Genomic DNA, 17,771 nt, shown 5'->3' on the forward strand with positions numbered 1-17,771 from the left:
GGAGTTTACTTGTGCAGGCGGCGGATACGTTCCGCCGGGGTGATGATGTCGGTCAGCCGGATACCGAACTTGTCGTTGACCACAACCACTTCGCCCTGGGCGATCAGACAGCCATTGACGAGGACGTCCATGGGCTCGCCGGCCAGACCGTCGAGTTCCACGACCGACCCCTGGGCCAGTTGCAGCAGGCTGCGAATGGCGATCTTGGTGCGCCCGAGCTCCACGGTCAGGGTGACCGGGATATCGAGGATCATGTCGATATTGTTGGGCGCGCCGGTTCCCACGGGGTGGGTATCGAAGCGCTCGAAGATATCGGCGGCCTGAACCTGTTGCGGGGCTGCGGACGAGGTCTGGGCAGTGGCCTCTTCCTGGGCCTGCTCGGCCATCGCCGCCGCCCAGTCGTCCATCACGTCGCCATCCTGCTGCGGCGTGTCATCAGCCATGTCGCTCTCCCTGTCCTTCGTCTTCAGCCACGTTCATGCCTTCAGAAGAACTGAGGACCTTGTTCACACGCAGCGCATATTGGCCGTTGAGAATACCATATTTGCATTCCAGCACCGGCACGCCATCGACCTCCGCCACGATGGCCTGCGGGATCTCCAGCGAAATCACATCCCCTGCCTTCAGGTTGAGGATGTCGCCCAGCGTGACCCGGGTGTTTCCGAGCGTGGCCACAAGGTCTACCTCCGCGTTCTGCACCTGCTTCTGCAACAGCTTGAGCCAGCGATTGTCCGCCTCGATGCGGTCGGCCTGCATGGAGCTGTACAGGACTTCGCGGATCGGTTCGATCATCGAATACGGGAAGCAGACGTGGAAATCGCCGCCACCGGCACCCAGTTCGATCTTGAAGGTGTACGACACCACCACTTCGGTCGGCGTGGCGATGTTGGCGAACTGGGTGTTCATTTCCGAGCGCACGTAACCGAACTCGCACTCGAACACCGGCGCCCACGCCTTCTGGTACTCCTCGAACACCACATCCAGCAGGCGCTGGATGATGCGCTGCTCGGTGGTGGTGAAGTCACGCCCTTCCACGCGAACATGGTAGCGGCCGTCCGAACCGAACAGGTTGTCGACCACCAGGAACACGAAGTCCGGATCGAAGATGAACAAGCCGGTGCCACGCAGCGGCTTCATGTGGATCAGATTGAGGTTGGTGGGCACCACCAGGTTGCGGATGAACTCGCTGTACTTCTGGACCTTGACCGGCCCGACGCTGATTTCGGCGTTACGCCGCATGAAGTTGAACAGCGCGATACGCAGGTAGCGCGCAAAGCGGTCGTTGATGATTTCCAGCGTGGGCATGCGCCCACGCACGATCCGCTCCTGGCGGCCGATATCGTAGGCGCGCACGGACGAGGCGTCGCGTTGCTCTTCGCCTTGGTCCTCTTCGCCGGTCACCCCGCGCAATAGCGCGTCGACCTCTTCCTGGGAAAGGATATCGTCAGCCATGTCCTGCCGCTCGTTGCCGCTTAAACCGTTATCGGCCTACTGCATGATAAATGTAGTGAAATTCACCGACTGGACCCCTTCATCCTTGTCGGTCACATCCAGCAGCCGGTTCACCGTGCCCTGGATTTCCGCTGCCAGCTTGTCCGTACCGGCCACCGTGCGCAGATCCGCGGGTGTCTTGGACCGGATCAGCTTGATCACTTCGGCCTGGACGCGCGGCAGAATGTTCTTCAACGCCGTCTGGGTTTCCGCATCGGGCAGTTCCAGCACCACGTCGGTCTGAACGACCGCCTCTTCCTCGGCACTATTGAGGTTGGCGGTAATGGTCTGCAATTTTTCGAAGACAGGCGGCGCACCGTGATCCGCTTTCTTCTTTTCCTTTTTCTTCGGCGCCTCCTCGGACTGCGAAGCGACGACATCGCTACCGACATCGGCCGGGGTACGCAGCAGCAGGAAGCCCACCACGCCGATCGCGATCAGCACCAGCAACAGCAAGACACCGATTATCGCCACGATCAACAGCGTCTTCTTGCCCTTGGGTGCTGCTACGGGTTCTACGGCTTTCGCCTCGGCCATGGTTTCACCTCGTCTGGAATTGAAAACGCCCCGGCGCATCCGGGGCCGTTCTTCGCTTACCGCGCGTGGTGGTTATAACTCAAAATTGTAAGCAAAACAATCATTAAGCCGCTCGATCTCAGCGATTCCTTGAGCATGCGCCAATCAGGCGTAGGCATTCAGTCCCGAACGCGCAACCGGCAGCGTCACGCCGGTCAGCAGATGCGACTCGACCTGCGCCGAGCCCTCCACGCCATCGAAAGCCCGCCGTTCGGCGCCCGGCTCGCGGCCATTGCCCGACGACTGGCTCTGCGCAAAGGCCTGTTGCTGGTTCTGTTGATTCAGCGAATCCGATGCCACCTTCACGTCCACCAACTGGATGCCCTGATCGGCCAGCAACGCGGTCAGGCGCGGCGTGGCGGCGGCCAGGGCCTCGCGCACGCCGGCATGCTGGCTGGCGAAGACTACGCTGGCACTCTCGGCCGAAAGCGACAGTCGCACCTCCATCGGCCCCAGGTGGGGCGGGTTGAGCTGCATGTCGATCTGTTGCTCCTGGCGGCCGAGCATCATCGATACCCGCTGCGCCACCGCGTCACCCCAGCGATTGCTGCCGACCGGCTCGGGAATGTAGTGCGTGCTCTTGACGGCGTTCAGGGCATGGTTCTCGCTGGCGCGCGGCAGGATCGGCGCAGCCGTTTCGGTGGGACGGGTCAGCGGCGTATCGGGCAACAGATCCGGTGGCGCTTCCTCGGCCTCGAGTGACTGGGCCTGCGGCAAGGCTTTGCCGGTCGCGGCAATATCTGCCTGCGACTTCGCCGTGTCGGCCTTGGCATCGGCCGGGGTTTGCGTATCCGCCGCCTCTGCCTTGCCCGTGGCATTGGCCAGCCATGCCTTCATGGCGGTGACCGGATCGGTCTCGCCATTGGCGGTTGCGACCACCGGCACCTGAATCTGCGTGGCGGGGGTCTGCTCGGGGCCGAAATGCAACAGCGCCAGCCAGGCATCGGCCGCGTTGCGCGCGGTTTCGCCGTTGTCCTGCGGCGTGCGCTCGCTCGGTTCCTCACGGCGTTCCACCACCTTGCTCACGGCCCTGGATACCTTATCCTGCCCCATCTCCTTGGCGAGTGTGTCGCCGAAGTCCCGGGAGTCGGCTTTACCTGAATTGCCGCTGGGGGCCTTGCCGGCATTGGCTTGCGAAAAATTCAGTGGCGTAACACTGGACATGATCTTGATCCTCGTTCGGGCTCACCGCCCGCGGATACCCTTAAGCAAATCCGATGCCAGCGAATGCGCACCCGCAAAACAGAGAAGGACGACAGTCGGGTCCGCTACCACTAGGGTAGAACCGGCCTTCAAAAGTAAGATGCACGGATTCGTTTCGGACATCCCGGCTCCGCCACCGCCTTTCGCGCCCGGGCTCCAGAACCGATCCCCCTAGACGCCCGCCAACACCAGGAATGCAGCCATGGCAGAAGACTCCGGCGAGGACAAGACAGAACCAGCCTCACCGCGAAAACTGGAAGAGGCGCGCAAGAAAGGCCAGATTCCCCGTTCGCACGAACTCTCCACGTTCTCGATCCTGCTGACCGGCCTGATCGCGCTGCTGATGCTGGGGCCGGGTGTGTTCACCGCGATGGAACAGATCTTCCACAGCGAACTGCGGTTCGACCGCGTGACGGTCACCACCCCCACCCTGATGCTGGTGCATTTCACCAATGCCGTGGGCATCGCGCTGCGCGCCTGCGTGCCGATCTTTGCCGCCTGTGCACTGGCGGCGCTGCTCACGCCGATCGCCATCGGTGGCCTGCTGTTCACCTTCGAAACCGTCACGCCCAACTTCACCCGGATGAACCCGCTCAACGGGATAAAGCGCATGTTCTCGATGCGCGCGGTGGTGGAGGCCGTCAAAGCCATCCTCAAGTCGGGGCTGATTGGCGGCGTCGCCGCCTATGCGCTCTGGAGCGAACGAGAACAATTCGTCCAGTTGGTCGTCATGCCAGCCGATGTCGGCTTCGCCTATCTATGGGGCATGATCAAGCACACGCTGCTGCTGGTGGTCGGCGGCATGGCGCTGATTCCGATGCTCGATGTGCCCTACCAGTTGTGGGAGTACTACAAGGGCCTGCGCATGACCAAGGAAGAGGTCAAGAAGGAATACAAGGAATCGGAAGGCGATCCGCATATCAAGGGCCGGATTCGGCAATTGCAGCGCGAAGCCGCACGCAAGCGGATGATGGCCAACATTCCCAAGGCCGACGTGATCGTCACCAACCCCACCCATTACGCGGTTGCATTGCAGTACACCGAAAAGATGCGTGCGCCCACGGTCGTGGCCAAGGGCGCCTTCCTGCTGGCGGAGCGCATCATCGAGCTGGGGCGCGAGCATAAGGTTTCCGTGGTGCGCACCCCACCCTTCGCCCGGGCGCTGTACCACCACGCGGAACTGGGCGAGGAAATCCCCGCCGCGCTGTATACCGCCGCAGCCGAAGTGCTGGCCTACATCTACCAGTTGCGCCACTTCCACCAGCACGGAGGCCTGGAGCCGGCGCTGAGCGACGAACTGCCGGTGCCGCCCGAGCTGGACCCGGAAACCCCCAAACCCTGAAGCGCGCCAGTAGGCGCATCCGGTACAATCGCCCGCGATCGACGCAACCCGGCTCACCCCGCGTGGACCTTGCGGATCGGAAAATCAATGCAGCATGACCGGCGCGGTTGGCCGGGGGTGGAACGAAACGAGATGAACGATGTGGCGTAATTTCAACTACACCAAGCTGGCCGGGCCAGTCCTGGTGCTGATGGTGCTCGGCATGATGATCCTGCCGCTGCCGCCACTCGTGCTCGACCTGTTCTTCACCTTCAACATCGCGCTGTCGGTCGTGGTGCTGATGGTCAGCCTGTATACGCGCGAACCCCTCGAATTCTCGTCGTTCCCCACGGTCCTGCTGTTCACCACGCTGCTGCGGCTATCGCTGAACGTGGCCTCCACCAAGCTGGTATTGACCCACGGCCATTCGGGCGGCGACGCGGCCGGCAAGGTGATCGAGGCCTTCGGCCACGTGCTGATCGGCGCCAACCTCACCGTCGGTGTGGTGGCCTTCGTCATCCTGACCATCATCAACTTCGTCGTGATCACCAAGGGCGCGGGCCGGATCGCCGAAGTGAGCGCGCGTTTTGCCCTGGATGCCATGCCCGGCAAGCAGATGGCGATCGACGCCGACCTGAACGCGGGCCTGATCGGCGAAGAAGATGCACGCAAGCGACGCGCCGTCGTCGCACAGGAAGCCGACTTCTTCGGCTCCATGGACGGTGCCTCCAAGTTCGTGCGCGGCGACGCGGTGGCCGGCATCCTGATCATGGTCATCAACATCGTCGGCGGCCTGATCGTCGGCATGGCCCAGCACGACATGGCGTTCGGCGATGCCGCACGCACCTACACCCTGCTGACCATCGGTGACGGCCTGGTTGCACAGATTCCCGGCCTAGTGATCTCCGTGGCCGCCGGTATCGTGGTGTCGCGCGTCGGCACCGATACCGATGTTTCCGAACAGATTCTCAACCAGATGTTCGCACGGCCCCAGGTGCTGTACATCTCCGCCTCGGTCATGGCCATCCTCGGCCTGATCCCCGGCATGCCGCACTTCGCGTTCCTGCTGATCGCCGTCATCGCGGCCGCGCTGGCCTGGTACGTGGAACGCCGCGAACGTACCAAAAAAGCGGCCCCCGCCCCTGGCGGCGCGCCAGGCATGCCCCCCGGCATGGCGATGCCTCCCGGCGGCCTGCCGCCGGGCATGGTGCCCCCGCCCGGCGAGCAACCCTTGCAGGAAGTCAGTTGGGCGGACGTGCAACCGGTCGATCCGGTGGGCCTGGAAGTGGGCTACCGGTTGATTCCATTGGTGGACCGCAACCAGGACGGCGAACTGCTGCGCCGGATACGCGGCATCCGCAAAAAGCTGGCGCAGGAACTGGGCTTCCTGATGCCGGCCGTGCATATCCGCGACAACCTCGAACTGAAACCCAACCAGTACCGCATCCTGCTCAAGGGCGTGGATGTCGGCGTCGGCGAGGCCTACGCCGGGCAATGGCTGGCGATCAACCCCGGCAACGCGTCCGGCTCGCTGGCCGGCACGCCGACCACCGACCCCACCTTCGGCCTGCCGGCCACCTGGATCGACGGCAGCCTGCGCGACCAGGCCCAGGCCATGGGCTTCACCGTGGTGGATACGTCCACCGTGGTCGGCACCCATATCTCGAACACCCTGCAAAGCCACGCGGCGGAACTGCTGGGGCGCGAGGAAGTGCAGCAGTTGCTGGAACACTTCGCCAAGGAAGCCCCCAAACTGGTCGAGGATCTGGTACCCAAGGTGGTCCCCGTGGGCACGCTACAGAAGGTATTGCAGAACCTGCTCGACGAAGGCATGCATATCCGCGACCTGCGCACCATCCTGGAAACGCTGAGCGAACATCATGGACGCACCCAGGACGTGGACGAACTGACCGCTGCGGTGCGCGTGGCGCTCGGCCGCGCCATCATCCACCAGCTCTTCCCCGGCGAGAACGAACTGCCCGTGGTGGCGCTGGAGCCGCAGCTCGAACACATCCTGCTCAACGCCGCCAGCGGCAAGACCCCGGGCGGGCTGGAGCCGGGCCTGGCGGAGCGCCTGCTCAAGCAGGCATCGCAACTGACCGAAAACCTGGAATCGCAAGGCATGAACACGGTGCTGATCACGCCGGCCCAACTACGCCCGATGCTCAGCCGTTTCCTGCGCCGTTCGATTCCCGGCTTGCGTGTGATCTCGCATACCGAAATCCCGGACAGCAAGACCATTCGCATCGTCGGCGTGCTGGGCGCCGCGTAAGCGGCCTGCGACGCCGCGTGGCGCCCGAAATGCGCCGAACGCTGTCGTGAAACATTGGATGGCACGCCCTAGAACGGCGCCGGGCAGTACCAGACCATCAGCGCATTGCTGGCCGGATGGCGCAATGCCAGCGTATCGGCATGCAGCAGCAGCCGGGGAGCCCCGGCGTGGATCGCGGGTGGCGCATAGAACTCATCGCCCAGGATGGGATGGCCGATGCCCTGCATGTGCAGCCGCAACTGATGCGAGCGCCCCGTCACGGGCATCAGCGCCACACGGGTAATATCGCGCGCGGCATCGTAGTCCAGCGCCCGATAGTGGGTCAGCGACGGTTTGCCGTGCTCGATATCCACCTTTTGCCGTGGGCGGTTCGGCCAGTCGGCGTTCAACGGCAACGCCACCTCGCCCTCGCCTTCCAGCCGGCCTGCCACCACCGCGACATAGCGCTTTTCGACCTGCCTCGCCTCGAATGCCATGCTCAGCGCACGCTGCATCGCCGCGCCGCGACCAAACACCATCAGGCCCGAGGTATCCATGTCGAGCCGATGCACGATCAACGCATCCTCGTGACGCGCCTGCACGCGCGATGCCATCGAATCGGCCCGATCCTCGCCCCGGCCCGGCACGGACAACAGACCGTGTGGTTTATCCACAACGACCAGGCAGGCATCGACGAAAACGGGAACGAGCCCGGTATCGGGCGGCGGCAGATAGCGAAACACGGAAAAAACCCGGAAAACGACGTTCGACAAGGTGGCAGACACCGTAAAGAGGGCCTGCCCCCCACCTGGAGCGACCAGCCCGCGCCTGCGCACCGGCAGCGCATCGCAAGCATGCCCACGATAGTTTGTGCAATGCTGACGACGTGGGGATAATACGCGGGTTTACACGTCAGACTGGGCCAATGGTCGTCAAGAAATTCTACGGAGCCACCACACGGGATGCGCTGCGCCAGGTTCGCGACGAACTCGGCCCGGATGCGCTGATCCTGTCCAACCGCCAGATTGCCGGTGGCGGCGTGGAAATCATGGCCGTCGCCGATGCCGACGTCGCCGCGCTCACCAGCATCCAGAGCACGCCCATCGCCGCCAAGGTCGGCCCGCGTGCCGCGCAGAATGGCGCCCGCCTGATCCATAGCGCGCAGCACGAACGCACCGAGCCCACGCCCACCCCGCTCAACCGCGCCCTGGCCCGTTCCTACGCCATTGCCGACGAAGACCAGGAGCCGACGCTGGACGACGTCCCGGCGGAGGAAGTGCCGCAGGTGGTGCGAAGCAACCGCCCACCGCGCGCGCCAGCCGCCCCCGCGCCGCAGGTAGCGCCGCCAGCCCCGCGCAACGCGCCGGAGCCACCGCGCCGCGCCCTGCCCAATTTCAGCTTCGAAGACGACGACGCCCACGATGCCCTTTCCCCCGCGCCGGTGAATGGCGAGGCCATGGAGGACATCGCCCGCGAAATCCGCCTGTTGCGCGGCCTGCTGGAAAGCCAGATCGCCGGCATGGCCTGGGGCGAGCTTTCCAAGCACGCGCCGGAAAAGCTCGAAGCACTGCGCCAATTGCTGGCCGCTGGCTTCTGCCCCGCGCTGTCGCGGCAACTGATCGACAAGATGCCCGGCGGGCTGACACTGGATGCCGGCATGCGCTGGGTGAAAGCCGCGCTGGCACACAACCTGCCCGCGATGGGCAACCACGACGCCCTGATCGAGCGTGGCGGCATCGTCGCGCTGATCGGCCCCACCGGCGTGGGCAAGACCACCACCGTGGCCAAGCTGGCCGCCCGTTGCGCGCTGACCCACGGCCCGCAATCGGTGGCGCTGCTGACCACCGACAGCTACCGGATCGGAGCGCAGGACCAACTACGCATCTACGGCCGCATCATCGGCATCCCGGTCCACGATGTAAAAGACGATACCGACCTGGAACTGACGCTGGCCGATCTCGCCGACCGGCACCTGGTGCTGATCGATACCGTGGGCATGGGGCAACGCGACCAGCGCATCGTCGAGCAGTTGCGCCTGTTCGACGTGGACGCGGTGCAGACGGTGCTGCTGTTGGCCGCCAACGCCGCGCCGGCCACGCTGGACGACGTGGCCCGCCGCTACAAGAACGCGCACCTCACCGGCTGCATCCTCACCAAGCTGGATGAAGCGATGAGCCTGGGCGGCTGTCTCGATGTCGCCATCCGCCACAAGCTGGCGCTGCACTTTGTCACCAATGGCCAGCGCGTGCCCGAAGACCTGCACGTCGCGCGCGTCGATTACCTGGTGGACCGCGCGTTCCGCAACCAGCACGACAGCGGCGTATTCCAGTTGCAGCGCGACGAGTACCCGCTCTACATGGGCAGCCAGGACGCACCGCTCGACTTCACGCTGAACGTCGGGGGCGTGCGTGGATAGCTCCGGAACGAACTCGCCAGCCCTGGCTACGCATTACCCCACGCATGCCCCCGGCAAAGCCGGGCGCGCACTCGCCGCGGTATGCCAGAACCGGTGCTTGCCTGCTTGGTTCCACTCCCCCCGCCCTCGCCACCGCGAGGGAGCCTCGCGTTGCTCGCGCAGGAGTTCCGGCCAATGTTTGCCGATCCACTGCCTAAGCCCCTGAACGGTTCGGGTACTGCTGCCGCCCGCTCGACGCAGGATTGCAGCAAGTGAGCAGCGGCCCCTGGTCCGATCAAGCCGCGGGGTTGCGCAAGCTGGTGGCGCGCCCGGGCTGCCGCAGCGTCGGCTTCAACGGTGGCCGTGGCGGTTGCGGCTCCACCACGCTGGCGATCAACCTTGCCGCGGCCCTGGCCGAACGCCACCGCAGCGTGATCCTGCTCGACGAATTCGACGGCATGTCCAACGCGGCACACCGACTGCGGCTGGAAATGCGCTACCGGCTGGAGCATGCACTGCGGCGCCAAGTGTCGCTGGCCGACACCCTGATCCCCACGCCGGCCGGCTTCGGCATCCTGCCGGTGACCGCGCGGCCGCAACAACTGGCCGCGCTGAACGAGCGCGAACTCGAATGGCTGAGTGCCGAATTCGAGGCGCTGACCGGCGATGCCGACTTCCTGCTGCTGGATACCCGGCCCGCCACCGGCGCGGGCGTACCCAGCCTGTCGCTGGCCGCCGACGACGTGCTGGTGATCGTCACCAACCGCGCCGAATCGATCACCGATGCCTACGCCACCATCAAACTGCTCTACACCGAATATGCCCGGCGCGAATTCCGCGTGCTCGCTAACCGAGTCGGAACCCTGGGGGAAGCGGAATTGTTGTACGGCCGGATTCGCGAAGTGGCCCAACAATACCTGGGGAAAGCGGTAAAGCTACGCCTGTGCGGCTACGTACCCGAGGACGAAAAACTCAAACGCGCCACGCGGCTGGGCAAGACCGTCATCGATGCCTTTCCCGATACCGAAGCCAGCCACGCCTTCCGCCAGCTCGCGGACAGCATGTTGCGCTGGAAACGCCCCAGCCAGGGCGGAGACAGCGCCACGGGCTTTGTCTACCGCCTGGTGGAATCGAGCCGGATTTTCAGTGATCAGCTAGGACAGCAATGACCCCTGACAACTCAGCCAGCCTGGACATCGATACCGATTCGACGCCCGCACGGCTGAGGCTGTCGGGCCGGCTGGATGCCGAACATTGTGCCGACCTCTGGCCGCGCGCCCGTGCCGCCATGACCCAGGGCGCCGTGGTGGACACCAGCGCGGTGGACTACTGCGACGGCACCGGCGCCGCATTGCTGTTCGACCTGATCCAGCGCGGCGGCACCGTGGAGGGCTTGCCCGAACGCTTCGCCCCCCTGCTGGCGGAACTGGAACCCGATCATCCGCTCATCATCCCGCGCCGCCCGCCCCCGCCCGGTGTGATCGCCACGCTGGGCAGGGTCGTGGCCGAAGTGACACTGGAGGCACGTGCCGCCATCGTTTTCATCGGCGAAGCCAGCGCCGCATTCGCGAGCGTGATGCGCCGCCCCCGCGAGCTGCGGCTTGGCGAAACCTTGCGCGTGGCAACCAGCGCCGGCGCGGACGCCTTGCCCATCGTCGCGCTGATCGCCTTTCTACTGGGCGTGATCCTGTCGTTCCAGTCGGCGGTGCCGATGCGCCAGTTCGGCGCCGAGCTGTTCGTCGCCAACCTGGTGGGCCTGTCGCTGGTGCGTGAACTGGCGCCATTGATGACGGCCGTATTGCTGGCCGGGCGCACCGGCGCGGCGTTCGCCGCCGAGATCGGCACCATGAAGGTCAACCAGGAGATCGACGCACTGGTCACCATGGGGCTGGACCCGATGCGCTTCCTGGTGCTGCCGCGCCTGATCGCGGTAGCCTGCACCATGCCGCTGCTGACACTGTTCGCCGAGCTGATCGGCATGTTCGGCGCCGCGCTGGTACTGATCGGCTTCGGCATCCCCATGGCCACCTCCGCCTCGCAGATCATCGATTTCGTCGATATGAGCGACTACCTCACCGGGCTGTTCAAATCGTTCGTGTTCGGCCTCGGCATCGCCGGCATCGGCTGCATGCGTGGCTTGCAGACCGGCAGCGGCGCACGCGCGGTGGGCGCCGCCGCCACCAGCGCCGACGTACGCGCCATCGTCATGCTGGTGGTCGCCGACGGCCTGTTCGCCGTGGCCTTCTATTACCTGGACTGGTAAATGGACGCGACCGTCCCCTCTCCCATCGTCGCCACGCCCACCGCCGAACCGCTGGTGCGGGTGGAAAACCTGACGTGCGCCTACGGGCGCAACGTGGTGCTGCGCGATGTGAGCTTCGACGTGCCACGCGGCGAAGTGCTGACCATTCTCGGCGGCTCCGGCTGCGGCAAATCCACGCTGCTCAAGCACATGATCGGGCTGGAGCAACCGGCCCAGGGCCGGATCTGGCTGGCGGGCGAGGAACTGACCGCCGCCGAGGGCGCCGCGCGGCGGCGCATCCTGGCCTCGTTCGGCGTGGCATACCAGGCCGGTGCGCTGTTCGGCTCGATGACCGTCCTGGAAAACGTGATGCTGCCCCTGGCCGCGCACAGCCACCTGGACCTGCCAGCGCGCGAACTGGTGGCCCGACTCAAGCTGCGCGAGGTGGGGCTCGAACAGTACGCGGACTACGCCCCGGCCGAATTATCCGGTGGCATGCAGAAACGCGCCGCCATCGCCCGCGCACTGGCGCTGGACCCGGCCATCCTGTTCCTGGACGAACCCTCTGCCGGGCTGGACCCGATCACCTCGGCCGAGCTGGACGCGCTGATCCTGCGGCTTTCCAGGGCGCTGTCGCTGACCTTTATCGTTGTCACCCACGAGCTTGCGAGCATCTTCGCCATTGCCGACCGCGCGCTGATGCTGGATAAACAGGAAAAAGGCATTATCGCCGTCGGCAAGCCCCAGGATCTGCGCGATCATCATCCAGACCCCCGTGTAACCCGCTTCTTCCGCCGCGGCGAGGAGACCCAGGTTTGAACAAAACCAACGCAACCTATTTCCGGCTCGGCCTGTTCGTCGTCGTCGGCATTGCCATCGGCACACTGTTGTTCGTCGCGTTCGGCGCCGGGCGCTGGTTCACCAATACCGTCATCGTGGAAACCTATTTCGACGAATCGGTGCAGGGACTGGATATCGGGTCGCCGGTGAAGTACCGCGGTGTGGCGCTGGGCTCGGTCAGCGAAATCAGCTTCACGTCAAACAAGTACGATACGCCACACGGCGGCCCGCAATACGTGCTGGTGGAAATGCAGCTCAAGCCACACCGTTTCGGCAAGAACGGCGGCAACACCGTTTCGCAGGAGGAGCTGAATGCCCAGATCGCGCGCGGGCTGCGGGTGCGATTGGCACCACAGGGCCTGACCGGCACCAACTACCTGGAAATCGATTACGTCGACCCCCGGCAAAACCCGCCGCTGGCCATTTCCTGGCGCCCGGACGAGCCGTACATCCCGTCAGCGCACAGTGCCGTCGCCAAGATCATGGATGCCGCGCAGAACCTGATCACCAAGGCGCAGAACCTGGATATCGACGGTACGGTGGACCGCCTGAACCACCTGCTCGACACCGCCGACCGCCAATTGAACGACGTCCCATTCAAAGCGTTGTCCGAATCGCTGCTGCGCGTCAGTCAGCGCCTGGAAAAGGTGCCCACCGACCGGATCGGCCAGGATGCACAGGCCTTGCTGAGCGAACTGCGCGCCACCAACCAATCGCTGCGCGAACTGGTGTCCGACCCGGCCTGGCGCACTGCGCCGATGGATATCTCGGCGGCGGCACACAGCGCCCGCGAACTGATGGCCGACCCCGCGCTGCACCAGACGCTCACCCACCTGGAAAGCGTCGCATCGCGGCTGGATACGGTGGTGGGCAGCCGCGATGCCGAGTTGGCCGAAACCCTGGACAACTTGCACGCCATCAGTACCGAACTGCGCGGCCTGGCGGAAGATGCACGCCGTAATCCGCCGGGCCTGTTGTTCGGCACCCGACCCACTCCCTACTCGTTGCCACCACGATGACACGATGCCTGATCGCCCTGCTCGCCACATCCTTGATCGCGCTGTCGCTGGCCGGTTGCGCCGGCAAGCCCGAGCCGCAGGTCCATTACCGCTTCGATGCCACGCGCAGCGGCGCCACCGCTGCCAGGCACTTTGCCGGCCCGTTGCGCGTGGCGCCGCTGCGCGCGGCCCAGGGCTATGGCGACTGGCGCTTCGTCTATCGCGAAACCGACTACCGCTACGCGGCCGATCCGTTCCGTGGCTTCGTGGCTCCCCCCGCCTCCCTGATCGGCGAACGCAGCGAAGCCTGGCTGGCCGCCAGCGGGCTGTTCGAGCACGTCAGCCTGGGCGCGTCGCCCACCGTGGGCGAGTTCGTGCTGCGTGGCCGGCTGGATGCGCTCTACGCCGATCTGCGTCCGAATGCGTCACGGCAAGTGTTGCTGACGCTGCACTACACTTTGCACCGGGATCAGGCCCTGATCGCCGAGTGGGAAAGTACCGGCAAGGCGGCTATCAAGACTATGGATGGCGAAGGCATCGCCGCCGCCGCGGATGCCGCCCTCGCCGAAGCATTGGCGCACCTGGAAACCGTGCTTGCGGCGACAGACGTCACGGTTGTCCGCTAAACTGGATCGCAGCTTTATCCCGGATCCCCATGCTCTCACCTCGCGCGCTCAACCTTTACCGGCAGACCCAGGCTTCGACCGAAGAAGACCGCGTGGCCGCGCACGCGCCGCTGGTCAAACGCATCGCCTATCACATGGTGTCGCGCCTGCCGGCCAGCGTGGAAGTGGAGGACCTGATCCAGGTCGGGTTGATGGGGTTGATGGAAGCCGCGCGTAATTTCGATCCGAACGCCGGCGTGCAGTTCGAGACTTTCGCCACGCAGCGCATCCGGGGGGCCATGCTCGACGAGCTGCGGCATGTCGACTGGATGCCGCGCCAGGTCCGGCGCAACATGCGCGGCATCGAAGCGGCGACCCACCAACTGGAACAAAGCCTTGGACGCGCGCCCACCGAGGGGGAAGTCGCCAAGGCAATGGATCTGCCGCTCGAGGAGTACCAGCACATGCTGGGCGATGCCCGTGGCCACCAGTTGCTCTATTACGAGGATTTCGAAGAAGAAGGCGAAAACAGCCGCCTCGATATCTACGCCGCCGACCATGCGTCCAACCCGCTGGAACAGCTTTCCGACGAAGGCTTCCGCAAGACGTTGATCGAAGGCATTGTCGACCTGCCGGAGCGCGAACAACTGGTGATGTCGCTGTACTACGAAGAAGAGCTCAACCTGAAGGAAATCGGCGCCGTGCTCGGTGTATCCGAATCGCGCGTCTGCCAGTTGCACAGCCAGGCCGTGGTCCGGCTGCGCGCGCGCCTGCAGGATTGGCTGCCCCCCCGATAATCACAATAACGATCCCGCATGGACAAAATCAGCCTTTTCGGCCTGCTGCTCGGGCTTACCGCGATCGTGCTCGGCCAAGTGCTGGAAGGTGGACATATTTCGTCCCTGGTCCAGTTCACCGCCTTTCTGATCGTCATCGGCGGCACCTGCGGCGCGGTCATGCTGCAAAGCCGGAGCGAAGACTTCCTGGCCGGCATCAAGCTGGTCAAATGGGTGTTCGTCCCGCCACAACACGATTTTCGCCGCGTGCTGGGCATGCTGGTCAACTGGAGCCAGCAGGCACGCCGTGGCGGGTTGCTGGCGCTGGAGGCCTATGCCAACAGCGAGAAGGACCCCTTCGTGCGACGCGGCTTGCAGATGCTGGTCGACGGCGCCGAGCCCGAGATGATCCGCCGCGCGCTGGAACTGGAAGTGGACGGCTACGAAGAGCGCGCCCGCGCCGCCGCCCGGATCTGGGAATCGGCCGGCGGCTATGCGCCCACCATCGGCATCATCGGCGCGGTGATGGGCCTGATCCACGTGATGGAAAACCTCACCGATCCCTCCAAGCTGGGCGCCGGCATTGCCGTGGCCTTCGTCGCCACCATCTATGGCGTCGGCTCGGCCAACCTGATCTTCCTGCCCATCGGCAGCAAGCTGAAGCAGCATATCGGCATGGAAGTGCGCCGCCGCGAAATGCTGCTGGAGGGCCTGTACACCATCGCCAACGGCGAGAATCCGCGCATGCTGGAAAACAAGCTGGCGGGCTTCCTGCATTGAGCGCCCGCCTTTTCACCCACCGTCACTGACGACGCGCCGCCATGCTCTGGCTCGCCGCCCGCATCCGCGATCTGTGCGCCTGGCTGGACCTCGCGGTCTTCACCGTGGCGATGGCGCTGCTGGCGCGGCTGCCGCTCGCCTGGCTGACGGGTTGGTATCCCCGCCTGTTCCAGCGCTGGTGCCGCGCCTTTGTCCGGGCGCTGGGCGTCGACCTGCGCCTGCACCAGCATTACACCGGGCGCCTGCCCGAGCGCTACATCCTGATCGCCAACCACCCCTCGGCGTTCGAGGACATCGGTATTCCCGCACTGTTTCCCGTCACCAATCTGGCCAAGGCCGAAGTGCGCCACTGGTGGATCGTCGGTCGCATCGCCACCGCAGCGGGAACCCTGTTCGTGCAACGCGAGGACAAGGATTCGCGCCAGGCCGCGCAGGCCGCGCTGATCGCGGCGGTGCGCGCCGGACACAACGTGGCAATCTACCCCGAGGGCGGCTGCAAGGGCGACTGCTGTGGGACAAGTTTCTCTATGGCGCCTTCAGCGTGTCGCTGGAAACCGGCGTGCCCATTGTCCCGGTGTTCCTGCACTACGAAGCACAGGCCGACTTCGCCTGGGGCGATGACGAAACGCTGCCGCAGAAGATCCGCCACATCATGCGCACCGCCAACCGACGCGCCAACTATCACGTGTTCGAACCCTTTCACCCCAGCGATTTCGCCGATCGTGAAAGCTACTCGGCCCATGCCCGCGCGCGCTTCGGCGAGTGGCAGCGCCGCTTTCTGGAATAGCGCCACCACCGTGGCATCCGGCCATGCAACCGTCACCGGTGCACAGCCGGGGCGCAACTTCATATCACGCCCTGCGGTGTGGCTATAATCGGGCATTCCGACCGCAGCCCAAGTCATTGCCTCCATGCCTTTTTTCCGCAAGAAAAACGTCGCCAACGCCTCCGCCCGCGCCGCGCTGCCGCCCCAGATCGCCAATGCGCTACGCGAATCCTGGTGGTTCCTGCTGGTGGCGGCCGTGCTCTACATGGTGCTGGCGCTCGCCTCCTACCAGCCGAGCGACCCCGGCTGGTCGCATAGCGCCACCCAGGCCAATGTCCTCAACCGTGGCGGCCTGGTCGGTGCGTGGCTGGCCGACATCCTGTTATCGCTGTTCGGTATGTCGGCGTGGTGGTGGGTGACGTTCTTCCTGGCCGCGATCTGGTGGGGCTATCGCCGGATCGACCGCGTGTCCGAGCAGACCCACAAACCCGTGGTGCTGCTGGCCTGCATCGGCTTCCTGCTGGTGGTGCTGTCGTCCGCCAGCCTGGAGGCGCTGCGGCTGCATACGCTGACCATCGAGCTGCCGCTGGCCCCCGGCGGCGTACTCGGCCTGTGGCTGGGCGGCTGGCTGTACCACGCCCTGGGGTTCGCCGGCGCCACGCTATCGCTGGTGGCGCTGTGGGCCATCGGCATCGCGCTATTTACCGGCCTGTCCTGGCTGGGCACGATGGAAAAACTGGGCAGCGCGCTGGAATGGCTGTTCACGCGCACCATCGACACCTGGCAGGCCGCGCAGGATCGCCGCATCGGCCGTCAGGCAGCGGTGAAGCGCGAGGAAAAGGTCACCGAGGAAAAGAAAAAGCAGGAGGACAAGCCTCCGCTGATCATCGAAGCTGCGCAGCTCGAAGTACCGGTCGCCAGACAGGCCGAAAAGCGCCTGGAAAAAGAAAAGAAGGAACAGGAAAAGCAACAGGTCGCCGCGCAGCGCCAGGCCGCACAACCGATGCTGTTCGAAATGGAAGACCTGCCGCCGATGAAGGCGCCCGGCATGGTGGCGCGCAGTGGCGGCAGCGATCAGCTACCCGCGTTGTCGCTGCTCGCCCCGCCGCCGGTGGCGCAGGAAACCATCAGCCACGAGACGCTGGAGTTCACCTCGCGCCTGATCGAACGCAAGCTGGCCGACTTCAACGTGGAGGTGAAGGTCATCGCCGCCTACCCCGGCCCGGTGATCACCCGCTACGAAATCGAACCCGCCGTCGGCGTGAAGGGCGCACAGATCGTCAACCTGATGAAGGACTTGGCCCGCGCACTGGGGCTGGTATCGATCCGCGTGGTCGAGACCATTCCCGGCAAGACCTGCATGGGCCTGGAGCTGCCGAACCCCACGCGGCAGACGATCCGGTTGTCGGAAATCCTGTCTTCCGAGCCCTACCACAACATGACGTCCAGACTGACCATGGCGCTGGGCAAGGACATCACCGGCAAGCCCATCGTCACCGACCTGGCCAAGGCCCCGCACATGCTGGT

Annotated in this window: 17 protein-coding genes; 12 read left to right on the forward strand and 5 right to left on the reverse strand. The window is 65.0% G+C overall.

What is annotated here, in order from left to right:
• Nucleotides 1-5 precede the first annotated feature (5 nt).
• From fliN to FAZ21_RS12800, 4 genes are all read right to left on the reverse strand, one after another.
• A complete protein-coding gene (gene fliN, locus FAZ21_RS12785; RefSeq protein ID WP_136773824.1) occupies nt 6-443 on the reverse strand; it encodes a flagellar motor switch protein FliN in 438 nt (145 codons plus the stop codon).
• Nucleotides 436-1,452 carry a flagellar motor switch protein FliM gene (gene fliM / locus FAZ21_RS12790; protein WP_136773825.1) on the reverse strand — a complete coding sequence of 339 codons (1,017 nt, stop codon included), beginning with the start codon at nt 1,450-1,452 and terminating at the stop codon, nt 436-438. The genes fliN and fliM overlap by 8 nt, the downstream gene beginning before the upstream one ends.
• Nucleotides 1,453-1,488: 36 nt before the next feature.
• On the reverse strand, nt 1,489-2,028 hold the full coding sequence (locus FAZ21_RS12795; RefSeq protein ID WP_169307384.1) for a flagellar basal body-associated FliL family protein: 540 nt from the start codon (nt 2,026-2,028) through the stop codon (nt 1,489-1,491).
• Nucleotides 2,029-2,172: 144 nt separating this feature from the next.
• Nucleotides 2,173-3,231 carry a flagellar hook-length control protein FliK gene (locus FAZ21_RS12800; RefSeq protein ID WP_136773827.1) on the reverse strand — a complete coding sequence of 353 codons (1,059 nt, stop codon included), beginning with the start codon at nt 3,229-3,231 and terminating at the stop codon, nt 2,173-2,175.
• A gap of 241 nt (nt 3,232-3,472) precedes the next feature.
• Between FAZ21_RS12800 and flhB the strand changes: the two genes are divergently transcribed.
• A complete protein-coding gene (gene flhB / locus FAZ21_RS12805) occupies nt 3,473-4,612 on the forward strand; it encodes a flagellar biosynthesis protein FlhB (protein ID WP_136773828.1) in 1,140 nt (379 codons plus the stop codon).
• Between the two features lie 139 nt (nt 4,613-4,751).
• Nucleotides 4,752-6,863: a flagellar biosynthesis protein FlhA gene (flhA, locus tag FAZ21_RS12810; protein ID WP_136773829.1), complete on the forward strand. Its 2,112-nt coding sequence runs from the start codon at nt 4,752-4,754 to the stop codon at nt 6,861-6,863.
• Between the two features lie 68 nt (nt 6,864-6,931).
• Here flhA and FAZ21_RS12815 read toward each other — a convergent pair whose 3' ends face one another.
• Nucleotides 6,932-7,585, reverse strand: a complete 654-nt coding sequence (locus tag FAZ21_RS12815; protein ID WP_136773830.1) for a pseudouridine synthase — start codon at nt 7,583-7,585, stop codon at nt 6,932-6,934.
• A gap of 182 nt (nt 7,586-7,767) precedes the next feature.
• On the opposite strand from FAZ21_RS12815, the gene flhF reads away from it, so the two are divergent.
• From flhF to FAZ21_RS12865, 10 genes are all read left to right on the forward strand, one after another.
• Complete coding sequence (gene flhF, locus FAZ21_RS12820; RefSeq protein WP_136773831.1) at nt 7,768-9,258, forward strand: flagellar biosynthesis GTPase FlhF; 1,491 nt, start codon at nt 7,768-7,770, stop codon at nt 9,256-9,258.
• A 251-nt stretch (nt 9,259-9,509) separates the two neighbouring features.
• A complete protein-coding gene (locus FAZ21_RS12825; RefSeq protein WP_169307385.1) occupies nt 9,510-10,406 on the forward strand; it encodes a MinD/ParA family ATP-binding protein in 897 nt (298 codons plus the stop codon).
• Nucleotides 10,403-11,500: an ABC transporter permease gene (locus tag FAZ21_RS12830; RefSeq protein ID WP_136773833.1), complete on the forward strand. Its 1,098-nt coding sequence runs from the start codon at nt 10,403-10,405 to the stop codon at nt 11,498-11,500. Before FAZ21_RS12825 ends, FAZ21_RS12830 begins: the two co-directional genes overlap by 4 nt.
• The gene (locus FAZ21_RS12835; protein ID WP_136773834.1) at nt 11,501-12,298 is read left to right on the forward strand and encodes an ABC transporter ATP-binding protein; all 798 of its coding nucleotides are present in this window, start codon (nt 11,501-11,503) and stop codon (nt 12,296-12,298) included.
• Nucleotides 12,295-13,338 (forward strand): MlaD family protein, encoded by a 1,044-nt coding sequence (locus FAZ21_RS12840; protein WP_136773835.1) that lies wholly within the window; start codon nt 12,295-12,297, stop codon nt 13,336-13,338. Before FAZ21_RS12835 ends, FAZ21_RS12840 begins: the two co-directional genes overlap by 4 nt.
• Nucleotides 13,335-13,943: an ABC-type transport auxiliary lipoprotein family protein gene (locus FAZ21_RS12845; RefSeq protein ID WP_136773836.1), complete on the forward strand. Its 609-nt coding sequence runs from the start codon at nt 13,335-13,337 to the stop codon at nt 13,941-13,943. Before FAZ21_RS12840 ends, FAZ21_RS12845 begins: the two co-directional genes overlap by 4 nt.
• Nucleotides 13,944-13,972: 29 nt before the next feature.
• Nucleotides 13,973-14,719: an RNA polymerase sigma factor FliA gene (locus FAZ21_RS12850; protein ID WP_136773837.1), complete on the forward strand. Its 747-nt coding sequence runs from the start codon at nt 13,973-13,975 to the stop codon at nt 14,717-14,719.
• Between the two features lie 18 nt (nt 14,720-14,737).
• On the forward strand, nt 14,738-15,478 hold the full coding sequence (locus FAZ21_RS12855) for a flagellar motor protein (RefSeq protein ID WP_136773838.1): 741 nt from the start codon (nt 14,738-14,740) through the stop codon (nt 15,476-15,478).
• 41 nt (nt 15,479-15,519) lie between these two features.
• A complete protein-coding gene (locus FAZ21_RS12860) occupies nt 15,520-16,353 on the forward strand; it encodes a lysophospholipid acyltransferase family protein (RefSeq protein ID WP_136773839.1) in 834 nt (277 codons plus the stop codon).
• A gap of 36 nt (nt 16,354-16,389) precedes the next feature.
• Nucleotides 16,390-17,771: DNA translocase FtsK (locus FAZ21_RS12865; RefSeq protein ID WP_211243453.1), on the forward strand; the 1,382-nt coding region annotated here is incomplete at its 3' end.

The sequence above is a fragment of the Chitiniphilus eburneus genome (assembly GCF_005048205.1).
In the GTDB taxonomy this organism is placed as follows: domain Bacteria; phylum Pseudomonadota; class Gammaproteobacteria; order Burkholderiales; family Chitinibacteraceae; genus Chitiniphilus; species Chitiniphilus eburneus.